This is a genomic window from Francisella noatunensis subsp. noatunensis (assembly GCF_009823375.1).
GTDB classification, from domain to species: Bacteria; Pseudomonadota; Gammaproteobacteria; order Francisellales; family Francisellaceae; genus Francisella; species Francisella noatunensis.
Genome location: NZ_WBSX01000148.1, coordinates 1 through 3,679 on the forward strand (window position 1 = coordinate 1; position 3,679 = coordinate 3,679).

Genomic DNA, 3,679 nt, shown 5'->3' on the forward strand with positions numbered 1-3,679 from the left:
AACTAGCAAGACTGGCATCAAAGTATTCTTTGCTGATCCATACAGTCCTTGGCAAAGAGGTACTAATGAAAACATGAATAGGTATATCAGACAATTTATACCTAAAGGTACTAACTTTAACAATATATCTCATCAATACATTAGAAAGTTACAGATAGACTTGAATAATAGACCTAAGAAATGTTTAAATTACTTGACACCTAATGAAGTACATTTTGGTATCTTTATAAACATTGAGAATACAATCTAGTTTGAAAATACCTAGAGATATTAGAAATAGTCTTGTCTTTGAAGCTGGTTATGGAAAATCTTTTGGTATTTCTGATGAAAAAATTGCTAGTTTAACAGCTGGAGTAGTTTCACGTCAAGAAATATTAGAAAATATTGGCAATATAATATTGCTAGCTCCATCATCAAAAGATCTAGCTCAAATTAAAGAGGGTGGTACAATCTGGGGCTGGACAAATTGTGTCAGAGATAAAGAGATAGCACAATTAGCTATCGATAAAAAACTAGCACTTATTTCTTTTGAATCTATGTTTTCTTGTGATAATGAGGAAAAAATAAAGAAAAATGTATTTCATGAGGCAAATGAGTTAGCAGGCTATAGTGCTATTTTACATGCTCTTAGTTTAAAGGGTGTTGATGGTAGATATGGTAATCAAAAGAAAATATTAGTAATAGGTTTTGGATCAGTAAGTCGAGGAGCTATACATGCTTTATTATCTAGAGAGTATAAAGATATAACCGTATGTACACGCTATAGTATCGCAACATTACCGAATGTAATCAAGGGATGTAAATATATTACAGCACCCCAAAATATATCTGATAGCAAGAAGTTTGTCGAACTACTTAATAAATCAGATATTATAGTCAATGGAATCTCTCAAGATCTAATAAAACCAATAATGTTTATAAAAGAAAAAGATCTTGAGAAGATAAGTCCTAGATGTTTGGTCATAGATATTAGTTGTAATGAAGGTATGGGATTCTTTTTTGCTAAACCAACTACGCTTAATAATCCTATGTTTAAAGTAGGGACTATAGATTATTATGGAGTCAATCATGTATCAAACTATCTTTGGGATAGTGCTACTCGATCTATATCTAAAATAATAAATGATTATTTAGCAAATATTACTTTAACCAAAGAAAATAAATCAAAAATAAAAGTATTATCAGATTCTACAGATATAAAAGACGGATTAGTTAAGAAGAAAAAGATAATTTCATTCCAAAAGAGAGAAAAAGAATATCCTTATAATTATAAATCATAAGGATAATTAGATTAGATAGATTTTATATTAACAGCAGCCATTTTGCCTCTGTTTTCTTCTACTTCAAAGCTTATTTTTTCACCTTCACGTAGAGAGCTTAAACCAGCATTTTCAACTGCACTGATATGAACGAATACATCTTTACCGCCATCTTGTGGCTCTATGAATCCGAATCCTTTAGATGTATTAAAAAACTTAACTGTACCTTGTCTCATTGTTTTATTTCCTTTTGTTTTGTTGTTTATATAAGTTAAATCACATTGGGCTTAGTTTCAAACTTTAACGATTTACTTATAAAGGATAGAATATTGGAAATAAACTTCTGATATATTAGTTTCGTAGTAGTCAAATAAAGTTACAATATAAATAACTATCACCAATCATATAGTATAAAAGTGTTAATTGAAAGCTTTTTAATGAAATTTCGGTATTTTGGTTAAATCAAAGTCTTCTTCATATTGATCTATGTCTTTCAAGTATAAGCATAAGTCCTGAAAATCCAAACAGCTTTCTATCATCGATGATTCTTTATTATCATTAAAATCTCTATCTGTCATATGGTTTATCAAATTAATAAACTGTTCCATAATTTCAGTATTTAATATACTCATTTCTGCTGCTTGAGCTATACTTATTTTTTTTGATTTTCTTATTTTCTTAACTAAATTAGTTATATCATTAAAAATAATTTCTAACATTTTATTATTTTCAAAGTCAATGAATGTATTTTTTGGATCAATCATTCTAAGTCAATATTATTAAATAGATGATCATTATACTCTGAAATAAGAGCATAATCTTAGTTATATTCAAGATATGTCTCCATAATATGTATCTTTAGTAGATACTTTGTATTACTATTAATAGGGTATAAATAAAATAAAGCCTCTAAATCTTCTTTAGATACTTCATTGCTATTTTGCTAATAATAAGTTTTTAACCCTAAAAGAACTTTAATAGTTCTTAATATTCTAAAATTAAGAGAGGACAATATGCCAAGAATAATAGTTGACCCCAAAAAACCTTTTGATATTAGTCTAAGAAATTTCAAAAGAGCTTGTGAAAAAGCGGGTATCAAACAAGAGCTTAGAGATAGACAGCATTACGTAAAACCAACACAAAAGAGAAAAATGGCTAAAAAAGCAGCTATAAGTAGAGCTAAGAAAGAAGCAAGAAGATCTTATTCTTATTAATTTGTTTATTCTTAGTTCAATTTATAATTTCAAAGGATAGATATGTTTGGGTTAGAAGTTGTTGAAGATGATTTTAACTTTGCAGAGCAAATGTAATAAGAAAAAGTTTTAAACCAATGAATTATGTATACTAGCAAATTATAAAAACAGAGGAATAAAAATACTATTCCAACAGTCTAGCGACTGCCAACCCTTCAAAATTTGAAGGAGAATTTCGGTAAGATAGTCATACTACAGCACTAACCGCAATATCTATATACAAGATTATAATACAGATATAGAAATGAATTGTATGGTCAAGCCATAGAATGACCAAATAAAGGTTATATATTAGCAATATACTTGTTTATGAGGATGGTAATGTCAAACTAGAGTTATCTATAGAAGATAAAACAATTTGGCTAAATGCTGATGATATAGCATCTATATTTGATGTAAATCGTCCAGCGATAGTTAAGCATATAGGCAATATTTATAAAAGTGATGAGTTAGATAAAAATTCAACTTGCTCCATTTTGGAACGGATTGCAAAAGATGGAAAAAATAGAAAAATAAATTATTACAATCTTGATATGATTATATCTGTTGGTTACAGAGTAAATTCAGCAAAAGCAACTAAGTTTAGAAAATGAGCTACTGATGTATTAAATAGACTTGTTCCTAAATATGAAGCAAAAATACTATTAGAGCCTTTCCAATTAGCTGTGTAAATTCACTTACATAAACCTCTGAATTCTATCTTCAAATTCGATAGCGAAGTAAGGCATAGCCTCATTCCAATATCTCACAGGCATAGACCATTTTTTAGTCAAATATAATGACTTGAAAACAAAGTCATCTTTAGGAAATATCTTTTTATTTTTAATAACTTTCCTAAATTGGCTATTAAGCGACTCTATCACATTAGTAGTATAAATTACTTTACGAATTTTTGGAGGGTATTGCAAGAATACAGTCAAATTATCCCAGTTATTCAGCCATGACTTTGAAATTAATGGGTATTTGGCACATACTTACTTGCAAAGTTTCTAAGCTCATCTTCGGCTATATCAATAGTTTCAGCATCATATATTTTCTTTAACTCTCTTGCCACTTCTTTTTTATCTTTGTAAGGTACATACTTTAAAGAGTTCTAATTTGATGAACAATACAAAGCTGATGCTTTGTCTCTGGGTATACGGCCTGTATAGCATCAGACATACCTTT

Annotated in this window: 6 protein-coding genes and 1 pseudogene; 4 read left to right on the plus strand and 3 right to left on the minus strand. The window is 28.8% G+C overall.

Annotation, left to right across the window (positions count from 1 at the left end; translation table 11 throughout):
• On the plus strand, positions 1 to 250 hold a 250-nt coding region (locus F8C69_RS09575; RefSeq protein ID WP_159185003.1), incomplete at its 5' end, for an IS30 family transposase.
• Between the two features lies 1 nt (position 251).
• A complete protein-coding gene (locus F8C69_RS09580; RefSeq protein WP_234393511.1) occupies positions 252 to 1,280 on the plus strand; it encodes a saccharopine dehydrogenase NADP-binding domain-containing protein in 1,029 nt (342 codons plus the stop codon).
• A gap of 11 nt (positions 1,281 to 1,291) precedes the next feature.
• On the opposite strand, the gene F8C69_RS09585 is transcribed toward F8C69_RS09580, so the two are convergent.
• Positions 1,292 to 1,495 carry a cold-shock protein gene (locus F8C69_RS09585; protein WP_003033554.1) on the minus strand — a complete coding sequence of 68 codons (204 nt, stop codon included), beginning with the start codon at positions 1,493 to 1,495 and terminating at the stop codon, positions 1,292 to 1,294.
• 198 nt (positions 1,496 to 1,693) lie between these two features.
• The gene (locus tag F8C69_RS09590) at positions 1,694 to 2,023 is read right to left on the minus strand and encodes a hypothetical protein (protein ID WP_159185004.1); all 330 of its coding nucleotides are present in this window, start codon (positions 2,021 to 2,023) and stop codon (positions 1,694 to 1,696) included.
• Positions 2,024 to 2,272: 249 nt separating this feature from the next.
• Between F8C69_RS09590 and rpsU the strand changes: the two genes are divergently transcribed.
• Positions 2,273 to 2,473: a 30S ribosomal protein S21 gene (rpsU, locus tag F8C69_RS09595; protein WP_014715333.1), complete on the plus strand. Its 201-nt coding sequence runs from the start codon at positions 2,273 to 2,275 to the stop codon at positions 2,471 to 2,473.
• A gap of 512 nt (positions 2,474 to 2,985) precedes the next feature.
• Positions 2,986 to 3,105 (plus strand): RhuM family protein, encoded by a 120-nt coding sequence (rhuM, locus tag F8C69_RS10870; protein ID WP_268892361.1) that lies wholly within the window; start codon positions 2,986 to 2,988, stop codon positions 3,103 to 3,105.
• 84 nt (positions 3,106 to 3,189) lie between these two features.
• On the opposite strand, the pseudogene F8C69_RS11235 reads toward rhuM, so the two are convergent.
• A pseudogene (locus F8C69_RS11235) lies at positions 3,190 to 3,679 on the minus strand (IS256 family transposase); the annotation flags it as partial.